At 46.0% G+C, this 19,456-nt stretch carries 21 protein-coding genes; all 21 read left to right on the top strand.

Annotated features, from left to right (window positions below):
• Positions 1-39 precede the first annotated feature (39 nt).
• The 21 genes from ACUYLD_RS04965 to ACUYLD_RS05065 all read left to right on the top strand — a co-directional run bounded on the left by ACUYLD_RS04965 (position 40) and on the right by ACUYLD_RS05065 (position 19,386).
• Positions 40-264: a flagellar FlbD family protein gene (locus tag ACUYLD_RS04965; protein WP_014281086.1), complete on the top strand. Its 225-nt coding sequence runs from the start codon at positions 40-42 to the stop codon at positions 262-264.
• Positions 261-734 (top strand): flagellar basal body-associated FliL family protein, encoded by a 474-nt coding sequence (locus tag ACUYLD_RS04970; protein WP_023988194.1) that lies wholly within the window; start codon positions 261-263, stop codon positions 732-734. Before ACUYLD_RS04965 ends, ACUYLD_RS04970 begins: the two co-directional genes overlap by 4 nt.
• Before the next feature lie 43 nt (positions 735-777).
• A complete protein-coding gene (gene fliM / locus ACUYLD_RS04975; RefSeq protein WP_235308125.1) occupies positions 778-1,776 on the top strand; it encodes a flagellar motor switch protein FliM in 999 nt (332 codons plus the stop codon).
• Positions 1,766-3,076: a flagellar motor switch phosphatase FliY gene (gene fliY, locus ACUYLD_RS04980; RefSeq protein WP_069291729.1), complete on the top strand. Its 1,311-nt coding sequence runs from the start codon at positions 1,766-1,768 to the stop codon at positions 3,074-3,076. The genes fliM and fliY overlap by 11 nt, the downstream gene beginning before the upstream one ends.
• Positions 3,077-3,105: 29 nt before the next feature.
• Positions 3,106-3,471 carry a response regulator gene (locus ACUYLD_RS04985; protein ID WP_010346372.1) on the top strand — a complete coding sequence of 122 codons (366 nt, stop codon included), beginning with the start codon at positions 3,106-3,108 and terminating at the stop codon, positions 3,469-3,471.
• Between the two features lie 12 nt (positions 3,472-3,483).
• A complete protein-coding gene (locus ACUYLD_RS04990; protein WP_023988197.1) occupies positions 3,484-4,017 on the top strand; it encodes a flagellar biosynthetic protein FliO in 534 nt (177 codons plus the stop codon).
• Positions 4,014-4,769: a flagellar type III secretion system pore protein FliP gene (fliP, locus tag ACUYLD_RS04995; RefSeq protein WP_013309901.1), complete on the top strand. Its 756-nt coding sequence runs from the start codon at positions 4,014-4,016 to the stop codon at positions 4,767-4,769. Before ACUYLD_RS04990 ends, fliP begins: the two co-directional genes overlap by 4 nt.
• A 37-nt stretch (positions 4,770-4,806) precedes the next feature.
• Positions 4,807-5,076, top strand: coding sequence for a flagellar biosynthesis protein FliQ (gene fliQ, locus ACUYLD_RS05000; RefSeq protein ID WP_007430038.1), 270 nt, complete (start codon positions 4,807-4,809; stop codon positions 5,074-5,076).
• Positions 5,077-5,086: 10 nt separating this feature from the next.
• Positions 5,087-5,872, top strand: coding sequence for a flagellar biosynthetic protein FliR (gene fliR / locus ACUYLD_RS05005; RefSeq protein WP_254325826.1), 786 nt, complete (start codon positions 5,087-5,089; stop codon positions 5,870-5,872).
• The gene (flhB, locus tag ACUYLD_RS05010; protein WP_254327932.1) at positions 5,872-6,984 is read left to right on the top strand and encodes a flagellar biosynthesis protein FlhB; all 1,113 of its coding nucleotides are present in this window, start codon (positions 5,872-5,874) and stop codon (positions 6,982-6,984) included. The genes fliR and flhB overlap by 1 nt, the downstream gene beginning before the upstream one ends.
• A gap of 23 nt (positions 6,985-7,007) precedes the next feature.
• On the top strand, positions 7,008-9,041 hold the full coding sequence (gene flhA / locus ACUYLD_RS05015) for a flagellar biosynthesis protein FlhA (RefSeq protein ID WP_016820963.1): 2,034 nt from the start codon (positions 7,008-7,010) through the stop codon (positions 9,039-9,041).
• Positions 9,038-10,480: a flagellar biosynthesis protein FlhF gene (gene flhF / locus ACUYLD_RS05020; protein WP_446674528.1), complete on the top strand. Its 1,443-nt coding sequence runs from the start codon at positions 9,038-9,040 to the stop codon at positions 10,478-10,480. Before flhA ends, flhF begins: the two co-directional genes overlap by 4 nt.
• A complete protein-coding gene (locus ACUYLD_RS05025; protein ID WP_250261647.1) occupies positions 10,477-11,364 on the top strand; it encodes a MinD/ParA family protein in 888 nt (295 codons plus the stop codon). The genes flhF and ACUYLD_RS05025 overlap by 4 nt, the downstream gene beginning before the upstream one ends.
• A 30-nt stretch (positions 11,365-11,394) precedes the next feature.
• Positions 11,395-12,939, top strand: coding sequence for a chemotaxis protein CheB (locus ACUYLD_RS05030; protein ID WP_446674585.1), 1,545 nt, complete (start codon positions 11,395-11,397; stop codon positions 12,937-12,939).
• 33 nt (positions 12,940-12,972) lie between these two features.
• A complete protein-coding gene (locus ACUYLD_RS05035; RefSeq protein WP_061829450.1) occupies positions 12,973-15,069 on the top strand; it encodes a chemotaxis protein CheA in 2,097 nt (698 codons plus the stop codon).
• A gap of 62 nt (positions 15,070-15,131) precedes the next feature.
• Positions 15,132-15,593: a chemotaxis protein CheW gene (locus tag ACUYLD_RS05040; protein WP_007430046.1), complete on the top strand. Its 462-nt coding sequence runs from the start codon at positions 15,132-15,134 to the stop codon at positions 15,591-15,593.
• Between the two features lie 3 nt (positions 15,594-15,596).
• On the top strand, positions 15,597-16,223 hold the full coding sequence (locus tag ACUYLD_RS05045) for a chemotaxis protein CheC (protein ID WP_061829449.1): 627 nt from the start codon (positions 15,597-15,599) through the stop codon (positions 16,221-16,223).
• Positions 16,216-16,713, top strand: a complete 498-nt coding sequence (locus ACUYLD_RS05050) for a chemotaxis protein CheD (RefSeq protein WP_010346358.1) — start codon at positions 16,216-16,218, stop codon at positions 16,711-16,713. Before ACUYLD_RS05045 ends, ACUYLD_RS05050 begins: the two co-directional genes overlap by 8 nt.
• Before the next feature lie 2 nt (positions 16,714-16,715).
• Positions 16,716-17,129, top strand: coding sequence for a hypothetical protein (locus tag ACUYLD_RS05055; protein WP_322159323.1), 414 nt, complete (start codon positions 16,716-16,718; stop codon positions 17,127-17,129).
• Positions 17,130-17,143: 14 nt separating this feature from the next.
• A complete protein-coding gene (locus ACUYLD_RS05060) occupies positions 17,144-17,932 on the top strand; it encodes a FliA/WhiG family RNA polymerase sigma factor (protein ID WP_016820968.1) in 789 nt (262 codons plus the stop codon).
• Positions 17,933-17,976: 44 nt separating this feature from the next.
• On the top strand, positions 17,977-19,386 hold the full coding sequence (locus ACUYLD_RS05065; RefSeq protein WP_446674529.1) for a DUF342 domain-containing protein: 1,410 nt from the start codon (positions 17,977-17,979) through the stop codon (positions 19,384-19,386).
• Positions 19,387-19,456 lie beyond the last annotated feature (70 nt).

Raw genomic sequence — 19,456 nt, forward strand, 5'->3', positions numbered from 1 at the left:
TAGAGGCTCCTCCGCACCTATCAGGAGGTTGGTGTTACGATGATCCCGTTAACGCGGCTGAACGGCTCGCCTATGTGGCTTAATGCGCTGCTCATTGAGACTGTGGAGGAAACACCGGATACATACGTCACTTTGGTGACGGGGAAACGGTTGATTGTATTGGAAAAAGCGGCAGATGTCGTCTCCTTGATCAAGGGTTACAGCCGTGAAATCGGCATACATGCCGCCACGATAAAAGTGCAACAAATGGAGGAAGACGAATGAAGAAGATGCTGCCATGGCTCATTACAATTTTACTCGCGATTACTTTGATTGCAGGCGCGGCCTTTGTACTTATACCAGCGCTTAGCGGGAAGAAGTCGGAAGTCATACCGAATGCGCAAGCTGCTCAAGCAGAACAACTTCCAAGATTGTCAGCAGATGAATTGGTGGAAGTGAGCTCTGAAATTACCGGTATCAAAACGAATTTGGCAGACGCAGATTACATTGTCCAGATGAACCTATCTTTTCAATTGAACGATGCCAAAGCAAAAGAATCTTTTGAAAAAATTAAAGACATCAGTATTAAGCCCATCGTTATTCAATTGCTTGCAGACACCAAACCTGATGAGCTCAGAACGGCTAAAGGCCGGGACCAGTTCAGTGACAAGCTGACGGATCTCATCAACAAGTCGCTCCCTGAAGGTCACCTGGGGAACGCCAAAATTACAGACTTTTTGCTGGCAGCCATTTGATTCCAGGTGAACTTGTCAGGAACACGTAAGGGGGTGAATAACATTGGTGGATGTACTGTCACAAGGGGAAATTGATGCCCTTTTAGCAGCTCTTTCGTCCGGTGAAATGGATGCGGAAGAACTTAAAAAGGAAGATACCCAAAAGAAAGTTCGCGCTTATGATTTTAAAAGAGCGCTTAGGTTTTCCAAGGATCATATACGGAGTCTGACGCGGATACACGAGAACTTTGCACGGTATCTGACCACATATTTTTCAGCGCAGCTTCGTACTTTTGTCCAAATTAATGTCGTTCAGGTGGAGCAGCTTCCTTATGATGAATTCATTCGCTCCATTCCGAAAATGACCATTCTAAATATTTTTGAAGCTGAACCGCTGGAAGGCCGTATGGTGCTTGAGGTTCACCCGAACGTTGCTTATGCCATGTTGGACAGGCTTCTCGGAGGAACAGGTTCGGCACCGTCAAAGGTTACTGCGTTGACCGAAATCGAGACGACGATCATGGAGCGAATTTTCAGCCGTACCTTTGATAGCCTGCAAGAGGCTTGGAAAACGGTACTGGACATTGAACCGCGCTTAGAGGCGATGGAAACGAATCCGCAGTTTATGCAGATTGTTTCGCCGAATGAAACGATTGCTCTGATTTCGCTTAGTACCAAAATTGGTGATACCACAGGGATGATTAACCTCTGTATCCCGCACGTGGTATTGGAACCCATTATGGCCAGACTGTCTACGCACCAGTGGTTTACATCCGAAAAGAAATCAAGGGCGCCCGAAGAGATCGACGCCTTGAGATTACGGGTCACCAAAGCAGAGCTCCCTATTATTGCGGAGTTGGGTGAATCCCGGATAAATGTAGCCGAGTTTCTGGGTCTTTCGGTAGGGGATGTCATTTCATTGAACAAGCCTGTCAAAGAAGGACTATCCATCCGGGTGGGCGATAAATTGAAGTTTATGGGAAGTCCCGGCATGGTAAGAGATCGTGTTGCCGTACAAATTGATGAAATTGTCAACGAAGGAGTTGAAGAAATTGACGAGTAAAGACTATTTGTCCCAGGAGGAAATCGATGCCTTGCTGAAACAGTCTGAAGCGGGGACGGATTCTACTCCCGCCAACAAGACCGTTGACGATTTTCTGACTCCTCTGGAGCAGGATGCTCTCGGGGAAATCGGTAATATAACGTTCGGCAGCGCAGCTACGGCTCTTTCCACACTGCTCGGTCAAAAGGTGGATATTACGACACCTAAAGTTTCAATTATTACCCGTTCTGAATTTGAAACTGCATTTCCAAAGCCACACGTAGCTGTACATGTAAATTATGTCGATGGATTCGAGGGTATTAACTCACTCGTAATCAAAAAGCGTGATGCACAAGTGATAGCGGACTTAATGCTTGGTGGTGAAGGTAACCCAGCGGATGAAGAATTGAATGAAATTCACATCAGTGCCGTGCAGGAAGCGATGAACCAGATGATGGGATCGTCGGCGACCTCTATGTCTACCATGTTTAATCGTTTTGTTAATATCTCTCCACCAGGGATTGATATTTTGGATCCTATGCACGGTGATGGAGTATCTAGTCTGCCGGATGAAGAGACGCTCATTACAGTATCCTTCCGGTTATTGATCGGGGATCTTATTGACTCTACGCTGATGCAACTGTTGCCTGTTAATTTCGCCAAAAAAATGGTGAGCATCCTAATGAATGGCGGAGAGGATGAAGAACAACCGCAAGCGTCCGCACAACAGGTAGCTGCAACAGCTGCTCCCGAAGCGCCGCAACAAGCTAGCGTTCCGCAGCAACCGCCTGCACCAGCCTATCAACAGCCACCTGCAGCCGCGCAGGCGCCGCAAGACGCAGGCTATGGGCAACAACCGCCAATGTATCCTCAAGACCCGGGATATGGGCAGCAGGGCGCTCCAGGCTATGGAACACCGGGTTATGGAATGCCAGCTGGTGTACCGCCGCAAGCTCCTTACGGAACGCCTCATCACTACGGCGCAGTACCGGGACGTAATGTAAATGTACAACCTGTACAATTTTCTAACTTGCAGTCCGGTGCATTTGCGCAAGTGGATGAAAACAATTTAAATTTATTGATGGACATTCCCCTTAGAGTCACCGTAGAATTAGGAAGGACCCAAAAGCAAATTAAAGATATTCTGGAGCTCTCACAAGGTTCAATTATTGAATTGGACAAGCTTGCCGGGGAGCCGGTGGACATTTTGGTTAACAACAAACTGATTGCCAAGGGCGAGGTTGTCGTAATCGACGAGAACTTTGGCGTGCGTGTAACAGATATTGTAAGCCAATGGGACCGTATTCAAAAATTACAATAAAAGCATAATTTAGGGAGGATTTATTTCAGATGGCAAACCGTATTTTGATCGTGGACGATGCTGCATTTATGAGAATGATGATTCGGGACATCCTGTCCAAAAATGGATTTGAAGTAGTAGGAGAGGCCCAGGACGGATCACAGGCCATTGAAAAATTCAAGGAGCTTCGTCCGGACCTGATTACGATGGATATCACGATGCCTGAAATGGACGGCATTGCCGCTCTGAAGGAAATCAAACAAATTGACGCGAACGCAAAGGTTATCATGTGTTCCGCGATGGGTCAGCAAGCAATGGTTATTGATGCCATTCAAGCTGGCGCAAAAGATTTTATCGTTAAGCCTTTCCAATCGGATCGGGTTATCGAAGCCATCAACAAAACACTGGGTGTGTAAGGCGCACCCAGTATGGATACACAACAGGGTGCCTCTGACGCATTGAGTACATCCAGCAATATAGGCAACATTGCCTGGGTCCTTTTCGTGCTAATCTTTATCATCGTACTGATCGTGTACTTGATACGGTTTTTGAGTAAAAGAAATCAGAGCTGGTTCAGCAACCGCTCCGTTCGCATACTGGGAGGCGTGGGACTTGGTCCCAATAAATCCCTTCAGCTTGTTGAAGTTGGTAGCAGTGTGTACCTCATTGGTGTGGGAGAAGATATCCGGCTTGTTGACAAAGTATCCGATCCTGAAGAAGTGGAGCAAATTTTGGCCGCACTGGAGCAGGAAGCTTCTCTGCAGCGCGGCCCGATTGCCCCGCTATTCGCTAAAATTGCGGATAAGCTTCGCCGGAACAACGCGGCACAGCAGCAGCCTGAAGAGGAGACATCTTTTCACGAGATGTTTGAATCCAAGCTTCGGCAAATGCCGAATCGCAAGGATAAACTTGAAAAGCTGCGCAATGAGGAGAATACTACAGATCGGTCGGGAGATTCATGAGAAAAAAGATTATACTTGCATGTTTGCTGCTTGTCTTGTTCAGCTTCATTTCGGTGACGGCGGCCTCTGCGGAACCGATTCCGAACATTGATATTCAAGTCGGCAATTCGGACAAAGGACAGCCCGGTGCCACCTCGCTGTCTATTATTTTACTTATTACTGTCATTAGTGTAGCGCCTGCGTTGCTTGTACTTATGACAAGTTTTACGCGAATTGTGATTGTGCTTGGCTTTGTGCGAACTTCGCTGGGAACCCAGCAGATGCCGCCTAATCAGGTGCTTGTCGGACTGGCTTTGTTTCTCACTTTATTCATTATGGCACCGACGTTCTCAGCTATGAATGAAACTGCACTTCAGCCGTATCTCAAGGGGGATATAACACAGTCTCAGGCGCTGGATAAGGCATCGGTACCGATCAAGACCTTTATGTTCTCTCATACACGTGAGAAGGATCTACTACTCTTTATGAAATACACTAAAATGGAAAAACCAAAGAATTATCAGGATATTCCACTAACGGTAATGGTTCCGGCTTATGCAATCAGTGAGTTGAAAACGGCATTTCAGATGGGCTTTATGATTTTCATACCATTTTTAGTTATAGACATTGTAGTGTCGAGTACACTCATGGCTATGGGGATGATGATGCTACCACCGGTAATGATTTCACTTCCTTTTAAAATACTGCTCTTCGTACTTGTAGATGGTTGGTATTTGGTAGTCAAATCATTGCTTCTGAGTTTTAACACATGAATACTTCATGCAAGGACAGCAATCAAGGAGGACGGCAATGACTTCGGAGTTTATTATTTCCCTGGCTGGGCAAGCGGTGTACATTGTACTCAAGGTGAGCGCTCCGATGCTGATTTTGGGGCTAGTCGTGGGTTTGATTATCAGTATTTTTCAGGCGACAACCCAAATTCAGGAGCAAACACTGGCCTTTGTTCCGAAGATTGTCGCCGTATTGCTGGCATTGCTTTTGTTCGGGCCCTGGATATTGACCACATTAGTGGACTTTACGTATAACATTCTAGACAATTTGTACAAATATATAGGTTAGGCTGAATGTTATGAACATATTGTTACAGAGTTTTCCTGTTTTTTTGCTAATTTTTTGTCGGATTACCTCGTTTTTTGTAGTAGCGCCTATTTTTTCAACCCGAGGGGTGCCTAATATCTTTAAGGTTGGAATTTCAGGATTTCTAGCTTTGGTCGTGTATCTTACATATGGTACGCATCAACAGGTACCGACCGATGTATCGTACGTGCTGTTAGTGGGTCGTGAAGTGCTGATTGGGTTGTTATTGGGGTTTACTGCATATCTGTTCATGACAGCGATCCAAACTGCAGGTTCATTTATAGATCTACAGGTGGGCTTCGGAATGGCGAGTGTGTTTGATCCCATGACAGGGGCTTCAACGCCTTTAACGGGAAATTTTAAGTTTGCCATTGCAGTGTTGTTCTTTTTAAGTATAAATGGGCACCATCATCTGCTAAATGCTATCTTATACAGCTATGATTGGGTACCGTTGACAAATGATTTTTTTGTAAAGCTGTATGGTGGCAGTGTAACTGAATTCCTGGTACGTTCTTTTGCGGAATCATTTATGCTTGCTTTTCAAATTGCTGCTCCCATTGTAGTGGCTACCTTTTTAACAGATGTGGGACTTGGTTTTTTAGCTAAAACAGCGCCACAATTCAACATTTTTGTTATTGGTGTACCTCTTAAAATTATTGTGGGACTGTTCATGTTACTGCTTCTCATGCCAAGTTTTGCTTTTATATTCGAAAGATTGTTTTCGGTGATGTTCGAATCCATGCGCAACTTGTTGGATATTATGGGTAATCGTCCTTAATGTCTGGTCTGGAGGAACGTAGTTTGTCATTTAAATATGCTATGAACCTGCAGTTGTTCTCAGGGGAAAAAACGGAAAAAGCTACACCCAAAAAGAAACAGGATGCAAGACAAAAAGGGCAGGTTGCCAAAAGCATGGAGTTGCCCGCCGCTGGTGTCCTGCTGGTTACGTTTTTTTGCCTCATGATTTTCGGCGGGTATTTTAAGGACCATGCAGTTCGACTATTTCGAGATATTTTTGTGAATCGGCTCTCTATGGAGGTAACGCCGAACACAACGCTGCTGATGATGGGCGAGTATGGCGTGCAAATCTTGATTATGCTGGCACCTATTTTTATTGGGGCTATTGTCATCGGGATAGCAGCCAATTACATGCAGATCGGTTTTTTATTAACCGGAGAGGGCATTACGCCCAAGTTTAGCAAGATTGATCCGATTAAAGGATTCAAAAATATTTTTTCCATGAGGTCATTGGTTGAATTCCTAAAATCTGTTTTAAAGATGACCGTAATTGGTTATCTGGTGTACAGCGTACTCTGGAAAACAAAGGCTGACCTACCCAAACTGGCTGAAATGTCCGGCGATCAGATGTTGAGCTTTACAGCTTCATTAACGATGGAACTGGGGCTCAAAATTGGTGTGGTGCTGTTCGTTTTAGCGGTGTTGGATTATATGTATCAACGTTATGAGCATGAGAAAAACCTGAGAATGTCCAAACAGGACATCAAGGATGAATACAAGAAAATGGAGGGTGACCCGCTGATCAAAGGGAAAATTCGCGAGCGTCAGCGCCGTATGGCTATGCAGCGTATGATGCAGGAGGTTCCTAATGCAGATGTCATCATCACCAACCCTACGCACTTTGCTGTGGCTTTGAAATATGACGGTTCGGAGATGGAAGCGCCGCAGATTATTGCGAAAGGGCAAGATTACGTTGCGCTCCGAATTAAAGAAATTGCCAAGCAAAACGGCGTAATAACGATGGAAAACAAGCCGCTGGCGCGGGCGCTGTTTCAAAGAGCCGAAATCGGGGATGCGATACCAGCTGATCTGTTCCAGGCCGTTGCCGAAGTGCTGGCGTATGTATATAAATTAAAAGGTAAAGTGAAATAAAGGGATCGGAGGGCTAGAGACCCGTGAAAATAAAAGAAATAACTGTCCTTGCAGGCGTCATCGGTATCGTTCTTATGATGATTCTCCCGATCCCATCATGGCTGCTGGATATCCTACTCGTCATTAATATTTCTATTGCTTTGATGATTCTACTCGTTTCTATGAATACGAAGGAAGCTTTACAGTTTTCTATTTTCCCTTCATTGCTACTCATTACAACATTGTTTCGTTTGGCACTTAATATCTCTACAACCAAACTTATTTTAGGTGAGGGCCATGCAGGGGAAGTAGTTGCTACGTTTGGTAGTTGGATTGCAGGAGGGCAAATTGCCGTCGGTTTTGTTGTCTTTCTCATTCTCGTGGTCGTACAGTTCATTGTTATCACCAAGGGATCTGAGCGGGTTGCTGAGGTAGGCGCACGGTTTACATTGGATGCGATGCCGGGTAAACAAATGAGTATTGATGCTGATCTGAATGCAGGTTTGATCAATGAGCAGCAAGCCCGTGAACGACGCAGTAAAATCGAACGGGAAGCTGATTTTTACGGAGCGATGGATGGTGCGAGTAAATTCGTTAAAGGTGATGCCATTGCTAGTATTATCATTTTGATCATTAACTTGGTCGGCGGCTTTATTATCGGTATGGCCGTTCAGGGAAAAGGATTTCAAGAGGCGCTGTCGACTTATTCTGTACTCACCATTGGTGACGGACTGGTCAGCCAGATTCCCGCACTGCTCATATCCACGGCGTCAGGCTTGATTGTTACGCGGGCTACGTCGGATGGCAACTTGGCAGAGGATTTAACTGGACAGCTCTTTTCTTATCCAAAATTGATCTATATTGTGGCTGCCACAATTGCATTATTGGGTCTCTTCACGCCTATTCATATCATTACAACTCTTCCACTGGCGATTCTGCTGTTTTTCGCGGCTCGAAGAATGCAGGGCAATATGGAACGCAAGCAGATAGCCGATGAACAGCTGGAAGAGGAGCAACAAATTGAAGAAGTCCGTAGTCCAGAAAGTGTCATTAATCTGCTTCAGGTAGATCCAATTGAATTTGAATTTGGATACGGGTTAATTCCGCTGGCGGATACACAGCAGGGCGGGGATTTATTGGATCGGATTATTATGATCCGTCGTCAATGTGCTTTGGAGCTGGGTTTGGTTGTGCCGGTCATTCGTATTCGGGACAACATTCAGCTCAAGCCTAACGAATATGTCATTAAAATTAAAGGTAATACGGTGGGCGGCGGAGAGCTTCTGTTAAATCATTACCTGGCTATGAGTCCGGGATACGACGACGATTCTATTACAGGGATTGAAACGACAGAACCGGCCTTCGGATTACCCGCGCTCTGGATTGATGAAAACACTAAGGATGTTGCGGAACTATCGGGTTATACCGTAGTTGATCCACCTTCAGTTGTAGCTACTCATCTTACGGAGACGATCAAGAAACATGCTCATGAGTTGCTTGGCAGACAGGAAACACGGTCACTGGTCGACAATCTCAAAGAGAATTATCCAGTGCTGGTGGACGACCTTATTCCTTCTGTGCTTGCGATTGGGGATGTACAAAAAGTGTTAGCCAAGCTGTTGAAAGAAAAAATCTCCATTCGCGATATGGTGACTATTTTTGAAACGCTAGCTGACTACGGTACTTATACAAAAGATCCCGACGTGCTGACTGAATATGTCCGTCAGGCGTTGTCCCGACAGATTACGCAGCAATTTGCCCAACAAGGGGAGACGTTACGCGTTATTACAGTGGGACCAGGATTGGAGAAGAAAATTGCTGAAAGCGTGCAACAGTCGGAGCAAGGTAGCTATTTGGCTCTTGATCCGGTGTCTACGCAAACGGTGTATCAAAGGATGATGGAGCAAATCAACCGTCTCATTCAATCTGGACAGCAGCCTATTGTGTTAACGTCACCGACAATTCGGATGTATTTGCGGCAAGTGATGGAGCGGACTATGCAGGATGTCCCGGTGCTGTCGTACAGTGAGCTAGAGCCGAACGTTGAAATTCAAAGTGTCGGGGTGGTGAACTTATGAGAGTGAAACGATATGTAGTGGATACCATGCCAGAAGCTATGCTGCAAATCAGGGGTGACTTAGGAACTGACGCCGTCATTTTAAGTACAAAGGAAATGAAGGTCGGCGGTTTCATGGGAATGTTCAGTAAAAAGAAAATCGAAGTGGTAGCTGCGGTAGAGGAAAAGCAACCTCAAAAGCCACGACGGTTTGGACCATCTTCACAAGAGCCTACCCAGGCGGCTTCATCTTCAATGAATGCTCCTGAACAGCCAGAAAAATCATTTATGCCTGTGGTTCCCAGACAAGCTGCTCCAGAAGCTTATCGGCGGGTAACGCAGATGACGGGTGGTTCCAAAGAAGAACAAGCTGAATTAACGAATGATGCAGAACAGGCAGCTTCAGCAACTGAGCATTTGTTATCTAGGCCTGCTAATAATCTGGAGACTATGTCTCAAGTACTTGATCATGAAGCATTGCTTTCGAACATGGAATCATCCAGTGAACTGTTTAAACAGCCCATTGAAGTAAGTGTTCCAGAGAAGAGCGGAGCAGAGGAAAATCAGGCTCTGCTTAATGAATTGCGGGAAATGAAGGCTATGATGACTCGGTTTTCCCGAAATTCTTCATTGGAAAGTACTTGGCCGGAGCCGCTGCAAGAGATTTGTGAGCGTGTGCTGGAGCAGGAAGTGGAACGCGATTTACTGGAGTATTGGCTCGAACAGGTATATGTGCGCCGGAGTGAGCATCCTTTTGCGCCTGAAACTTTTGATTGGGAACAAGCCTTTCGTGAGGAAGTGGCCAGTTTTATTCAGACAAGACTGGACAAAGGGATCTCCAAAGATACCAAAATTGTGTATGTGGCAGGTCCTACCGGAGTAGGGAAAACGACAACCATTGCCAAGTTAGCAGCAGAGCAGTTGTTTAAGCATCATCGCAAAGTTGGATTTATTACTTCTGACACGTACCGGATTTCAGCGGTCGAGCAACTGCGTACATATGCTACGATTTTGAATGTACCGCTTGAAGTTGTGCAATCTCCCGGCGACGTCCACAGAGCCATTCAACGGCTGGAACATTGTGACCTGATCCTCATGGATACCGCAGGACGAAATTATCGTAATGAATTACTTGTTTCGGAACTGCAAAGTCTGCTTTCGCCTATTAATGAAAGTGAGACGTATCTGGTACTCAGCCTGACATCCAAAAGCAAAGATATGCTCAATATAACTGGACATTTCAGTAAGTTTGGTCTTGGTAAGGTTGTATTTACTAAGATGGACGAGACAGGTAGCTGCGGTGGAATGTTTAATCTTTTGCATCAATTTCCGATGCAACTGGCTTATATTACCAATGGACAAAATGTTCCTGACGACCTGCTTCATCCCGATACAGAAATGGTGACAAGCATGCTGCTTGGACCCAAAGCATCATCAGGAGCTAACGGAGATTCCATATGAGTGACCAAGCCCAATCACTTAGACAAATGGCTTCTTCCTTGGATAAATATCGATTGCCCCCACGTAATCGTCAAGCCAAAATTATAACGATCACCAGTGGTAAAGGCGGCGTGGGCAAATCCAATTTTACGCTGAATTTTGCTCTGGCTCTGCAATCCCTTGGTCGAAAGGTACTTGTGTTTGATGCTGATATCGGTATGGCCAATATTGATGTATTAATGGGGGCCAATTCACAATACAATCTTCTTCACCTGTTGAAACGTGAGAAATCAATTGATGAAATTATTCAAACGGGTATAGGTGGTTTGCCTTATATTGCTGGAGGATCGGGCTTGAGCGAATTGTTTACGTTATCGGATGACGATCTGAATTATTTTGCCGAAGAAGTAGAAAAAATGGCGGCAGATATGGATTACATTCTATTTGATACAGGTGCAGGTTTATCTAAAGAAAACCTTAAATTCATCACTTCAGCTGACGAATGCCTGGTCGTAACCACACCGGAACCGACGTCCTTAACAGATGCGTATGCGCTAATTAAAGTCGTCAGCGGGTTGCAAAAGAATACGGTATTCAAAATTATAGTCAATCGTGCCGATAACGATAATGAGGCCCGTCAAGTTGCCGATAAGATCGCACTGGTTGCGAAACGCTTTTTGGAGATCGAAATCCCGTTGCTTGGGCATATCAGTGATGATACTCATGTCATGCAAGCAGTCAAAAGGCAAGTACCTTTTATGGTTGCTTTTCCGGGATGTGCGGCTTCAAGAGATGTATTGAATCTGGCACACCGTTTTGCAGCAATGCCACAGATTCCGCAATCAGGTGCATTGAGTGGAATTAAAGGGTTTATGCAAAAATGGTTGCGACGTTCTGTACATTGATTTTGATGAGAGGAAACAGAGGTGTTTAACATGTGTGCTTACCGGGTGCTGGTTGTAGATGATTCGGCCTTTATGCGCAAAATTATTACAGATTTAATTGTAAGGGATGAGTCGTTCAACATCGTAGGTACAGCCGCCAATGGCAAAGAGGCTGTAGAGAAAGTGAAGGAATTGCAGCCCGATTTGGTCACCATGGATGTCGAGATGCCTGAAATGAATGGTCTTGAAGCATTGCCATTGATTATGGCAGCCCATCCGCTACCTGTTATTATGCTGTCAGGCATTAATGAACAAGGCATGAAGGAGACCATCATGGCTCTGGAGGCAGGAGCTTTCGATTTTATAAGAAAGCCTTCCATTGCTCATGCGCAAGATATCGAGCAAGTGAGCAAGGCGCTGCTGGAACAGATGCACACTGCTATGCAAGCAGTGCGGAGCCGTCTGGAGCGCAAGGAAGCAAATGAGCGCAAAGCTGCATTGGAGCAAGCGAAAAAAATGCCACAGGAAAAGTCTTTAGGACAAGCAGTGACTGAGAAACGAGCAGGCAGTCAAGCTTCGACAGACAAGCCTCCTGTTGTTCCGGCTGCTCCTTCACCTGCTGTATCAGCTCAGCCGAAGCGTGACGCTAGCAAGTCCGTCCCTGCAGCAGCCAAGCAGGAAACGAAACGACAACAGTCTGGAACATCTGTTACGGCGGGGCGTATAGAACAGCCAGCTGCTCAGCCAAGCAAGTCAGTCCAAGCATCTACTGTTCAGAAGAAGGAAGACTTGTCCAAGGGGATGGGACGAACACCAGGGAAACTAAACAGTTCTAATACGGCCGCTGACAAATCGCTGCATGGTAAGGATAAAGCAGGGCTGGTTAAGCCGGAGCCCCGTAAGACGGTGAGTTCATCAGCTACTCCTATTCCTGCGGCTGCTACGCCTCCAGTAACGGCACCTACAGTTCCTGCCGCACCTAAAGGATTTTCTCTTAAAAAAGGTGTGTATACGTCCAGCTTTCGCAAACTGGTGGCGGTGGGATGTTCTACGGGCGGTCCGCGGGCGCTTAAGACGCTGTTGGAACGCATTCCTGGTGATTTTCCTGCTCCAATCGTTATCGTTCAACATATGCCGCCAAACTTCACTCGTTCGCTGGCACAACGCTTGAACACGTTAAGTCCACTCCGAGTTGTGGAGGCTGAGCAGGGAATGACGCTGGAGACTGGAACGGCCTACATTGCCCCAGGGGGATATCAACTAAGAATTGTGCCAGGAGCCGGTGGTAAATACACTGTGTCACTGAAGATGGAGGAAGCTCGCAATGGTCACCGTCCTTCCGTAGATACGATGTTTGAATCGTTGCTCTCGTTAACCTCGTTGGAGCGGCATCTAGTATTGCTCACTGGAATGGGGAGCGACGGGGCCAAAATGATGAAAAAGCTTTATGATGCTGGGGTACAATCCACATTTGCTGAAAATGAGGAAACTTGTGTAGTGTACGGAATGCCCCGCTCAGCAGTAGAGTTAAAATGTGTGCGTCACCTTCTGCCAATGCAGGAGATCGCCCCCAAGCTTGTACAAGTTGTGAAATAATCGGAGTGTAACTCATGGAGGAGGTGTCTCACAATGGACATGAACCAATATTTAAACATGTTTATTGATGAGTCGAATGATCATCTGCAATCTCTTAACGAAAAAATGCTTCAACTGGAAAGCAATCCAACCGATCTAGGCATCGTTCAGGTGATTTTCCGTTCTGCCCATACCCTCAAAGGAATGGCTGCTACGATGGGATTTGAAGACCTAGCATCGCTAACTCACCAAATGGAAAACGTTCTTGATCTGGTACGTAACAACAAGCTGGCGATGCATGAATTTATATTCGATACCTTATTTAAAGGATTGGATGCTTTGGAGTCCATGGTGCAGCACATTACAGAGGGAGGCGACGGGAAAGCGGATGTCTCCTCTATTGTATCTTCCCTACAATCCATCGTGAGTGGGGATTTCCAAAAGTCCGGCACAAATGCTGCCACTGAGGAGTCTCCATCTAAAAAAGTGGACAAAAACGATAGTGCTGGGCTTGTCTTGGATCAGTTCCAGTATTCTGTACTGGAGCAATCTATTTCTGAAGGTCATCGTGTTCACTATATACAGGTAACAATCAGCTCAGAGAGCCAGTTGAAAGCGGCACGTGCCTTTATGGTGTTCAACACGCTGGAAAACTCTGGTGAAATCGTCAAGGCCTATCCGTCGGTACAGGATATTGAGCAGGAGAAATTCGAGCAAAGCTTCTCGTTATATTACATAACGCAGAAAGAAGTTGGGGAGCTGGAAAAGGAAATCGCGGGTATCTCTGAAATTGACACTGTCTCAGTGGTACAACTAGATCAGGAATCGCTTAAACAAATGAGCGAAGTTACTGCTGGACTGGCTGAGGCTGCTGCGGTGCAGGAAGCACCTGTTGCCGTGCAACCACCTGCTCCATCCCAGCCGCAGTCTCCAGCTGCGGCCTCTGTGGCTAAGCCAGCAGCAGGTAAAGCGCCAGCAGCTAAGGCAGCTGCGCCTACGCATAACCGTACGATTCGCGTAGATATTGAACGCCTGGATGTACTTATGAACTTATTTAGCGAGTTGCTCATTGACCGTGTGCGGTTAGAGCAGTTGGCAAGTGAAGCTTCCAATCCAGCACTGACAGAAACAGTAGAGCACATGAGTCGTGTGAGCAGCGATTTGCAAAACGTCGTTCTTAAATTGCGGATGGTACCAGTAGATACTGTTTTCAATCGTTTCCCGCGTATGGTGCGCGATCTGGCGAAATCGCTGGATAAAAAACTTGATTTGGTTATTACTGGAGCAGAGACTGAAATGGACCGCACTGTTATCGACGAAATTGGCGATCCTCTGGTGCATTTGCTTCGGAACTCCGTGGATCATGGCATTGAGTCGGTAGCCGACCGGATTGCAGCTGGTAAACCTGAGACAGGAACGGTTCACTTGCGTGCTTTCCATAGCGGAAATAACGTATTCATCGAGATTGAAGACGACGGAAATGGTATTAATCGCGATAAGGTACTAAACAGTGCTATTTCTAAAGGGATTTTGACGGCAGAGCAAGCAGCGGTCATGACCGACGAGGAAGCCTATCAGGTATTGTTTGCTCCGGGCTTCAGTACAGCTGCAGTCATTTCAGACGTATCAGGACGTGGTGTCGGTTTGGACGTTGTTAAATCCAAAATCACCGCTTTGGGTGGCAATGTTACGGTTCACTCTACACTGGGCCAAGGCACTAATTTCTCTGTACAATTGCCGCTGACCCTATCCATTATTGCAGCCATGATGATACAGATCGGTTCTGAAAAATATGCGATTCCATTGTCCTCCATTGTGGAGACTGCGATCGTCAAGCGGACACAAATTCGTTCAGTACATGGCAATAAAATGATTGCTTTCCGCGATTCTCATATCCCGCTCATCTCCTTGAGTCAGCTGTTCGAGGTACCGGACTTCAATGAAGATGAAGAAGAAGAGACAGAGGTCGTGGTCATCCGCAAGGGAGACCGTCTGGCAGCTCTTTCCGTACAGGACTTTTTGGGACAAAGTGAAATTGTCCTTAAAAATCTGGGCAAATACCTTCCAAACATCCAAGGAATTTCAGGCGCCACGATTCTGGGTGACGGTCAGGTTGCTTTGATCATCGACCCAAATGTTTTCATTAAATAATGTCTTCATCAAAAATGAAAGAAATGTGAAGTTGCTGACATCAATAAGGAGGTTTTTTAGACATGGGAGAAGAAATTAAAGTTATCGTATTTAAGCTTGGTGAAGAGGAATACGGTGTTGAAGTAGAAAAAGTCCAATCTATTGAACGCATGGTGCCGATTACACGGGTTCCAAGAACCTACGATTTTGTTAAAGGCGTATTCAACATGAGAGGCGTAGTCATTCCGGTTATTGATCTTCGTGGCCGGTTTGGATTACCTGAAGCTGAATATACCGATCAAACTCGCATCATTATCGTTGCAGTGGGTGAAATGCAAGTCGGCTTTATCGTTGACTCAGCGAATGACGTTATTGACCTGAATACTGATAATATCGAGACACCACCCGAAGTGATTGGCGGAGTTAAGGCTAAATACCTTCGCGGAGTTGCTAAGATTGGTGAAGAGCGCTTGTTGATTATGCTGAACTTGTCCGAAGTCCTGAATCGTAGCGAGATGAACCAACTGGAAGGCTTAGAGGATTAACATATGGAAAATCTCGGAAATCTTGAAGACTTCAAGTTGGATGTGTTGAAAGAAGTCGGCAACATTGGCTCGGGGAACGCTGCTACAGCGCTCTCCCGGCTTCTCAATAAACCGGTCGATATGGGTGTGCCCAAAGTACAAATGCTGCCCTTTGAGGAAATTGCCGAGAAAGTCGGCGGCTATGAGCAACTTGTTGTCGCCATATTTTTTAGGGTAGAAGGGGAAGCCCCCGGGAATCTATTCTTCATATTGCAGCCTCAGGCGGCAAAAGGCTTACTTTCCCGTTTGGCGAATATTCCTTCAGATGACGAGGACAGTTTTAACGAAATGGAGCACTCAGCCCTGTCGGAGATCGGAAACATTTTAGCAGGCTCATACTTGTCTTCGCTGGCAGACTTTACGCGTTTATCTATGTATCCAACAGTCCCTGCGCTGGCGTTGGACATGGCAGGAGCAATTCTCAGCTATGGACTGTTGCAGTTTGGGCAGATGGGAGATGCTGCATTATTGATTGACACATCGTTTCTGGAAGGGCAGAATCAGATAGAGGGTCAATTTTTCCTGATTCCTGATCCAGAATCGTTCGGGAAAATCTTTAGGTCGTTAGGAGTCCCGATGAACGATGATTGAGGATAAAAGCATCATTAAAGTCGGTATGGCTGACTTAAATGTTACCAGTAACCCGAACTCGATTCGCACGACAGGACTTGGTTCTTGCGTCGGATTGACTCTCTACGATCCTCACTTGAAACTGGCAGGTATGGCACATGTGATGCTACCATCCTCGGATATTGCACGTGAAGGGCAACTGAATATTGCTAAATACGCCGATACGGCGCTGCCCGAGTTATTTGAGCGGATGCTGAAATTGGGTGCTGAACGACGCAGACTGATTGCCAAAATGGCAGGGGGAGCGCAGATGTTCGCCTTTGCCGGTAGTGGAGATACCATGCGCATTGGTCCACGCAATGTAGAATCATGCAAAGAGATGCTCGTAGATCTCGGTATTCCCTTGATTGCGGAGGACACAGGTGGCAATTATGGACGAACGATTGAGTTGGACTCTGAAACTGGCGTTTTGAATATTCGAAGCGTACAAAAAGGTGTAAAGGAATTATAAACATGTTATTTGGCAGCTTACGCATTAATCTTTGGTCTGGAGTAGTCGGATTTATTCTGACTTTTGTGTTGTCCGTTGGCAGCAATCTGCTGACCACGAGCTTAATTCGTGGCTTGATCGCCTTCGTTTTTTGGTTCCTACTTGCATTTGTGCTGCGCTGGACACTAGGTGTTGTAGCGCGGCCAGATCTGGGGAATGCCCAAAGCCGGGCAAGCTCTCAGGTAGATGGCGTAGGGGGGAATCTGGACCTGACGACACCAGATGAGAATGAAAACCTGAATGAATTGCTGAAACCGAAACCAGATCAGACGGACGAAGGGAACAATGGTTTCGCGCCTTTAAACCCACCTAAGCTGGTTTCCAACAAGGACCCTGAAGAATTGGCCAAGGCCGTTCGTCACCTGACAGACAAATAAGGAGGGTGAAGCCGATGAACGAGCGTAAAGCCGCTCATTTAAACCATTCCGAACTATGGGAGCAATGGAAAGAACACGGTGACAAGGAAGCAAAAAAACAGTTGATTGAAAAGTATCTCCATATTGTGGAATATGTTTCGGGCCGCCTTGCAGTAGGCTTGCCCAAAAATGTATCCAAGGATGATCTGGCGAGTAACGGCGTTATGGGTTTGATTGACGCTTTAGAGAAATTTGACTATGAGCGTGGTTTGCAGTTTGAGACTTATGCTTCTTGGCGTGTTCGCGGAGCGATTTTGGATGGTCTTCGTCAAGGGGATTGGGTTCCTCGTTCAGTTAGGGAAAAAGCAAAAAAAATCGAGGATGCCTACCAGCATTTGGAACAAAGATATTTACGCACGGTAAGCGACGAAGAGATGAGCCATTATTTGGACGTTTCTGAAAAAGAGTTTCAAAGTATGATCCAGGAAGTCGCTGTTATGTCGATTGTCTCACTGGAGGACCCGATCCGTGAAGAGGAATCGGAAACACGGCTTTCCCTTTTGGTGGACGAGAAGGCGAAAAATCCGGATCATAAGGTTAATGAATTTACGCTTCGTGATGCCCTTGCACAAGGCATTGATAAATTGACTGAAAAAGAACGTATCGTTGTTTCTTTATTGTATTACGAGGATTTGTCACTCAGCGAAATCGCTGAGGTCATGTCGCTATCTCCATCGCGAATTTCACAGTTGCATTCCAAAGCAATATTACGTCTAAGAGCGACATTGGACAAACAACGGGATTTGCTAATGCGTAAAGATTAACGTACGGGAGGTTACAGTAACAGTTAGACGGAAGGAGCACCCTTGTGGAGAAGCAATATGCTTTGGACCAGTATTTAAAAGTGGTTGTCTCACCTGACAAACAAACAGCCTACTTGGAGTTTGCCAAACGTGAAGAAGGTTTTGCATGTTCTGTGGAAGAATTAGAGCGTTTTCTAAGCAACCAAAAAATATCCTACGGTTTAATGACCGATGCGATTCGTGTATTTGCGGCAAATCCGGAAGATCATTTCTTCGGAAAATTACTGATTGCTCAGGGAAAGCAGGCGGTCCATGGCAAAGACGGAAAAATTAATCTGGCTGATATTGTGACTGGCGAAGATGCACATAAGCCACTTGAAACCGTAGATGGACGGGTGGATTATAAAGAACTAACTCGTTTAAGAAATGTAAAACGTGGACAACTGATTGCCGAACGAGTTGATCCTCTGCCGGGTGTACCGGGGATTGCTGTAACCGGAGAGGAAATTCCTTTTCTTCCAGGTAGAGAGGCGCGTTTTAAAGTTGGAAAAAATGTAGTGATCCATCCGGAAGGTGTTGCCATGTATGCGGCTATTGACGGACTGGTGACTACGACTGAAAAGGGCAAGCTTAATGTGTTCCCCGTGTATGAAGTGAACGGGGACGTCGATTATAGTGTCGGTAACATTGATTTTGTTGGAACCGTCGTCATTCGTGGGAATGTCTTGACAGGGTTTCGCGTTCGGGCGGCTGGCGACATTCGTGTCATCGGTGGTGTGGAAGGCGCTGAAATTGAGGCGGAAGGTTCAGTGGAAATCAGTGGCGGCATTATCGGATACCATAAGGGGTTCGTGAAAGCTGCACAAAATGTCAAATGCTCATTCATACAAGATGGTAACGTGATTGCGGGAGGCGATATACTTGTATCCCAGAGCATCATGCATTCCCAGATTAAAGCGAGTGTAAATGTACTCTGCGAGGGGACCAAAGGGCTTATCGTAGGTGGCAGTGTACAAGCTGGCAAAAAGGTAGTAGCTCGTACCATCGGTAATACGATGTCCACAGCTACTGTTATCGAAGTGGGTGTGCTTCCTGAACTGCGCGATGAACTGACAGAACTCCGCACACGTTTGAAGCAGCAGACAGACAGCCAGGATAAAACGAATAAGGCCCTTACCATATTGGATCAGCTTGCTGCCGCCGGACAGCTTGCACCTGAAAGAATGGCAATGCGAATCAAGCTGGCGTCTACTAAAAAATCTAATGAACAGGAGCTTTTGGAAACCAAGTCCAGAATGCTTGAAATTGAACGAACATTAGAGGATACGAGCCGGGCACGGGTAGAAGTGAAAAATGTGATTTACGGTGGCTCTAAAATAGTTATCGGCAGATATACAAAATTTATTAAAGATTCAGTGGAAAGAATGGCGTTTTATTATCATGAGGGAGACATCAGCATGTCCTCCTACGTGTAATTCAGCACACTGTTAATCATTCAACATTGTATTCCTTGAAAGACAGATACGGATGCCCAATCGGAAAGGG

It is taken from the genome of Paenibacillus sp. SER-28, from assembly GCF_052906305.1.